The 565-nt window shown below is 41.8% G+C and carries 1 protein-coding gene; it reads right to left on the reverse strand.

Going from position 1 to position 565, the window contains the following annotated elements; genetic code table 11:
• Nucleotides 1–205 precede the first annotated feature (205 nt).
• Nucleotides 206–565, reverse strand: a 360-nt coding sequence (locus ACS8FC_RS19745) for an aminopeptidase N C-terminal domain-containing protein (RefSeq protein WP_439298035.1), incomplete at its 5' end; no start/stop codon positions are given.

The following is a 565-nucleotide window of genomic DNA, read 5'->3' on the forward strand; positions in this document are numbered from 1 at the left end:
CAAGCAAAAACTAAAAAGCCCTTTTCGTACTGATACGAAAGGGGCTTTTTATTGGGAGAATTTTAAGAAAAACATTTTCTTGAGCAGCTTAATTCTTAATGATCATTAATGCTATACACTCAATTAAATAAAGCCAACTCTAGTTTGAGGTTGGCTTTATTTTAAAGTTAATACTACAGCTAAATTATTTCCTAGCTATTATCAATCAGCTATTTGCAGCACCTAATACACTCTCTAAGCTTTCAAGCACATGCTTGGATGCAACGTTCTTGCGCAAGTCTGTTAGCTGCTCTTGCGCCATTTGACGACGTGGTTCAGCCAACGTATTCCAGCGTGCCAGCACTTGTAGCAGTCGCGACGCCAATACAGGGTTGGCATCATCGAGTTTTTTGATGACGTCTGTATACATCTTCAGACCCTCTGCTGTCCATAGTACCGTTGGTTGCGAGCTAAAGGCGCTGATAACTGAACGGACACGATTAGGGGTATTCCAATCAAAATCGGTATGCGCAATTAACGACTTGATAACATCAGGTGTCACATCATCAGCGGCGGCTTGCACACT

Source organism: Psychrobacter sp. 1Y4, assembly GCF_051847555.1.